Here is a 5,181-nt window from a genome sequence, read left to right as displayed (position 1 = left end):
CAACGAAAGAATCAGTCTTGCCAATCAAAAAATAAAAGTTGCCTAATCAGTTCAGCCCTAGATAAAAAACATTCCGAATTATTGACATATGAGCATAGGATATTTTGATAGGACCATTACTGACCTTGTGTATTATGTTAATTCGAGTAGACTTGACTAGTGTATTTGCAAATACATAATAATTTAACTAAAAATTGGAGGATTGAAGTGGATACTATAAATATTCTTTATATTAGTCTAAGTGGTAATACAAAATCTTTTATACAGGATTTAACAACTTATTTGAAATTAAAATCTGTTGATATTAATGAAATTAACATTAAAGATTACCCTGAGGAAAAAGAACTAAACACACCATTTGTGACCTTTTTACCTACTTTTTTAAAAGGTGGAAACGGTCTAGATAATGGATATACTGAAATTTTAACTACTAGGCTATCCAGTTATTTACAGTATAAAAATAACTACAGAAATTGTTATGGAATAATTGGTAGTGGAAATCGTAATTTTAATAAACAATATGCTTTAACTGCTAAACAGTATGCCGAAAGATTTGGGTTTCCATATATTACAGATTTTGAATTACGTGGATCAGAGGGTGATTTTGAAAGAATTTATATCGATATCTTAAAGTATCGTGATCAATACTTACTAAACGGGGGACTCAATTAATGAACAATAGTCAGGTAGAAGGAAATAAGAGTTATTTTTTTTTAAATAACCTTGTAAACATACCAGTTAATGGCGAAATCCCATTACATTATGATCAAGAAGCACTAAGAACCTATCTTGATGAGGATGTTATTCCTCGTACAAAAATTTTTACAACACTTAGTGATAAACTAGATTATCTCATTTTAAATCATTATATTGATAAAATTATATTGGATAAATATACCTTTGAGTATATTAGTAATCTGTATGGTCGAGTCAAAAAAATGGGCTTTCATTTTAAAAGTTTCTTAGGTGCATACAAGTTTTACACCCAGTATGCTATGAAAACTGATGATGGGCAGCAGTTTTTAGAAAACTTTGAGGATAGAGCCATATTTAATGCACTTTATCTTGCTGACGGTAATACTGACTTAGCAGATAATATTACCAGAGAAATAATACAACAACGTTATCAACCAGCAACACCAACATTTTTAAATGCTGGTAAGAAACGAAGAGGAGAGATGGTGTCATGCTTTCTTATTGATATGGCTGATTCTATGCTATCAATTGGAAGAGGAATTAATTCTGCATTACAATTATCTCGTATTGGGGGCGGCGTTGGTGTTAACATATCCAATATTCGTTCTCTAGGTGACCCCATAAAAGGAATTTCCAACGCATCATCAGGGGTCGTTCCTGTAATGAAATTACTAGAAGACTCCTTTAGTTACAGTAACCAACTAGGACAGCGTAACGGTGCAGGTGTAGTCTACCTCAATGTATTTCATCCAGATATTCTTAGTTTCCTTGAAACTAAGAAAGAAAACGCTGATGAAAAGATACGAGTAAAAACACTATCATTAGGTTTGATCGTACCTGATAAATATTATGAATTATTAAAGAGTAATGCTCCTATGTACTTATTTAGTCCATATGATGTGCAACGTGAGTATGGACGATCATTCTCATATATTGATATAACTGAGGAATATGATAATCTAGTTAAAAATAAAAATATTCATAAGATACCCTATAATGCTAGACAACTCGAGCAACTTATATCTCAGTTGCAGCAAGAATCAGGGTATCCATATATTTTAAATATTGATACAGCTAATAGAGATAATCCAGTATATGGACGTATTATTATGAGTAATTTATGTAGTGAAATTCTTCAGCCACAAGAGCCTTCTGAATTAAATGAAGATCTATCATATAAGTCTATTGGAACTGATATATCTTGTAACTTGGGATCCACTAATATAATGAATATGATTGAATCACCAGATTTTGGAAAATCTATAGATACAGCAGTAAGAGCATTAACACATGTTACGAACACAACAACTATTAGAGAAGTTCCTACAGTAAAAAAAGGAAATGAAAAATACCATACTATTGGGTTGGGGGCAATGGGGCTACATACAGCTTTGGCAAAAAATAAAATTCATTATGGATCTGATGAGGCTTTAGAATTTGTTGATGCTTACTTTTTAGCCATGAATTACTATTCACTAGTTACAAGTAATAATATTGCTATAGAGAATAATCAAACATTTAGTAATTTTAATAAGTCATCCTATGCTGACGGCAGCTATTTTGAAAAGTATACTAAACAGAACTTTATATTTAAAAATAAAAAGGTAGCTGATATTTTTAAAAATATTTACTTACCAACTATTGATGACTGGAAAAAACTACGAGATAGCATTATAAAATATGGCCTTTATCATAGGAACCGTCTAGCTATAGCACCAAATGGATCTATATCATATGTTAACGAAACTAGTGCTTCACTACATCCTATTACACAGTTAGTGGAACAAAGACAAGAAAATAAAGTAGGTTCAATATTCTATCCAGCACCACAGCTATCAAATATAACCCTCCCTTACTATAAATCAGCATATGATATCGACCAACGTAAAATTATAGATATATACGCTGTAGCACAAAAGCATATTGATCAGGGTATGAGCTTAACATTATTTATGCGCTCACAATTAAAGCCTGACTTATATGAATGGAAGAGTAACGACAATTTGAAGATGACAACTCGTGACCTAAATAAATTGCGTAACTATGCATGGAAAGTAGGCATTAAGTCTCTTTACTACGTTAGAACCTTCACAGAAGATGATGAAATAAGAACCTCAAATGAATGTGAAGCATGTATGATATGAGAAAGGTTAGATAAATGAGCTATTTATACTATGAAGCAATTAATTGGGATAATATTCAAGACACTTTTGATAAATATGTTTGGGAAGCTTTAACGTCGCATTTCTGGTTAGATACTCGTATTCCTGTTACTGAAGATGTTAATATGTGGGAACATTATAGTGATTATGAAAAGAGTACTATTGCCAAGATGTTAGCCAGTACTTCATTAATTAGTGCCTATCAGTCAGAATCTGGTATACCTAGTATCAGGCATGATAGGATAACCAAACCAGAAGAGGCAGTCTACAATACAATTACTTTTATGAAATCGGTACATGCTAAAAGTACAACTACAATATTTCGTGAATTATTACCAAATGAAGGTAGTAAGTATTTTAATTGGGCTGATAGTTCTATTGAAATTCAAAGAGAGTTTAGTACTTTAAGTATTAACATAAATGATAATTATAGTTCTTTGAAGAGAAAATTTGTATCTATATTATTTGAGACAGGTCTATTATTTGGAAAATATTATGAAATTTTAGAACATCAAGAACTAAGAAATAGTAATAAAATTATCTCTAGTATTTTACGTGGTAATTCTATATTTAGTATATATATTGGGTACAAATTTCAACTAGGTTTTAATAAACTAAATAGAATAGATAAAAATATTTTTCTAAATTGGGTAGAGGACACTATTAATAACGTGATTAAATTAGAAGAACACTTTCTCCAAGAAAATTCTAGTAATCCCCAAAGTGCTATTGAGTTAGTACATTACGGCGTAAATTATATGCTAACATCTCTTAATTTAGAACAAAAATATATTGAAATAGATACTGAATCTACTAAATACCTAGAACAAATATTAGTAGAACCTAAAAAATTTATAGAACAGGAAAAAGTACAGATTAATGGTATAGATAACATCGAAGATATGGATGATCAAGATTATGACTTCTGAAAGGAAATAAATAGATAATTATGGTTTATAAATCAATTAATTGGGATATTAATGAGGATGAATTCGACGAGTATGTGTGGGATAAAGCTACAGCACAATACTGGTTAGATACACGTGTTCCAGTATCTAATGATCTGAAAGACTGGAGAACATTATCACTAATTGAGAAAGATACTATTAATCGTGTAGTGGGTGGTTTGGCATTATTAGATACCCTTCAATCAGAAGAAGGAGTAGATGTCATTAGGGCTGATGCCAGAACTAGAAAGGAAATTGCTGTTATTAATGACTTCCTCATGATGGAATCTATTCATGCCAAAAGCTATGGTACTATTTTGACTTCCTTAAATAATCGACAAACAGTTGATGAGGTCTACGAATGGATGAATAATAATCCACGTATGCAGTATAAGGTTAAAGTAATTAATAAGATATATCAAACAGGTAACGAACTACAAAAAAAAGTAGCAAGCGTATTTTTAGAGGGTATTTTATACTATACTAATTTCTTTATTCCTCTTTGGTATAGGGGAAATAATAAATTAGCAAATTTATCTGAAGTTATCAAACTAGTTATTCGAGATGAGTCTGTACATGGTACGTATCTTGGATATAAATTTCAGCTAAGATATAATGAATGCTCTACTGCAGAGCAGAGTACTCTAAAAGAATGGATGGATAATTTGCTGGATGATCTTCTAGAAAACGAATTTCTATTTACAGATGATATATATAAGTCTATTGGATTGGCAGAAGATGTTAAGAAATTTGTACAATATAATGCTAATAAATCTTTACAAAATATGGGATTTAAATCAAAGTTTAAGGATGCTGAGATAACTGATATTAACCCAATTGTTATGAATGGTATATCAACTGAAACAGCTAATCATGACTTTTTTTCTCAGGTGGGAGCAGGATATTTAATGGGAGAAGCAGAATCCATGTCAGAAAACGATTATTCTTTTTAGAATTACTAACTAGGTAAAGTTAAAATTACTAATTTTATTAGTCACTTCGTTACCATTCCTAAAGCTAACATTACTATAAGAGATTGGATTATAATATATTTATATCAAAGAAATTTCAGCTTAATCTATAATTATCAGGGAAATAATCGATATAATATTAATATGTATAGCTACCAAATAGATAACAACGGTTGTTAGAGAGTAATATACTGTTTTTGTAGTTGAAAATTAATATAATAACTCATGGTAAGCTATTATATTAATCTTTAATAATTAACTATACTTGTACTGCTGTCATACTCTATTTCCTTTCTTTACCAATGTAATTTGCTCGTATACTGAAAATCCGGACCGCTTTATTTCTAGGGCATAATCCGAGATAATCAAGTATAGGAGTTTTTTTATATTATGAAAGCTAAGCGA

At 30.5% G+C, this 5,181-nt stretch carries 4 protein-coding genes; all 4 read left to right on the top strand.

What is annotated here, in order from left to right:
- The first annotated feature begins 207 nt into the window (after window positions 1–207).
- From nrdI to nrdF, 4 genes are read left to right on the top strand one after another with little or no spacing between them, the layout of a single operon-like run.
- The gene (gene nrdI / locus HNQ98_RS09160; RefSeq protein ID WP_019040010.1) at window positions 208–672 is read left to right on the top strand and encodes a class Ib ribonucleoside-diphosphate reductase assembly flavoprotein NrdI; all 465 of its coding nucleotides are present in this window, start codon (window positions 208–210) and stop codon (window positions 670–672) included.
- Window positions 672–2,840 (top strand): class 1b ribonucleoside-diphosphate reductase subunit alpha, encoded by a 2,169-nt coding sequence (gene nrdE / locus HNQ98_RS09155; RefSeq protein ID WP_061514958.1) that lies wholly within the window; start codon window positions 672–674, stop codon window positions 2,838–2,840. The genes nrdI and nrdE overlap by 1 nt, the downstream gene beginning before the upstream one ends.
- A gap of 14 nt (window positions 2,841–2,854) precedes the next feature.
- Complete coding sequence (locus HNQ98_RS09150; protein ID WP_019040042.1) at window positions 2,855–3,787, top strand: ribonucleotide-diphosphate reductase subunit beta; 933 nt, start codon at window positions 2,855–2,857, stop codon at window positions 3,785–3,787.
- 20 nt (window positions 3,788–3,807) lie between these two features.
- Entirely contained in the window at window positions 3,808–4,758 is a 951-nt protein-coding gene (gene nrdF / locus HNQ98_RS09145; RefSeq protein WP_019040041.1) for a class 1b ribonucleoside-diphosphate reductase subunit beta, read from the top strand.
- Window positions 4,759–5,181: the final 423 nt, after the last annotated feature.

Origin of the sequence: Leuconostoc carnosum (genome assembly GCF_014207505.1) — a bacterium.
GTDB classification, from domain to species: Bacteria; Bacillota; Bacilli; order Lactobacillales; family Lactobacillaceae; genus Leuconostoc; species Leuconostoc carnosum.
Note: the sequence above shows the minus strand (reverse complement) of the source record. Positions and strands in the feature narration are given on the sequence as shown.

Bases quoted from the DNA above. Each gene is read 5' to 3' on its own strand.
- nrdE (WP_061514958.1), top strand. From the start codon at position 672: ATGAACAATAGTCAGGTAGAAGGAAATAAGAGTTATTTTTTTTTAAAT.
- HNQ98_RS09150 (WP_019040042.1), top strand. From the start codon at position 2,855: ATGAGCTATTTATACTATGAAGCAATTAATTGGGATAATATTCAAGAC.
- nrdF (WP_019040041.1), top strand. From the start codon at position 3,808: ATGGTTTATAAATCAATTAATTGGGATATTAATGAGGATGAATTCGAC.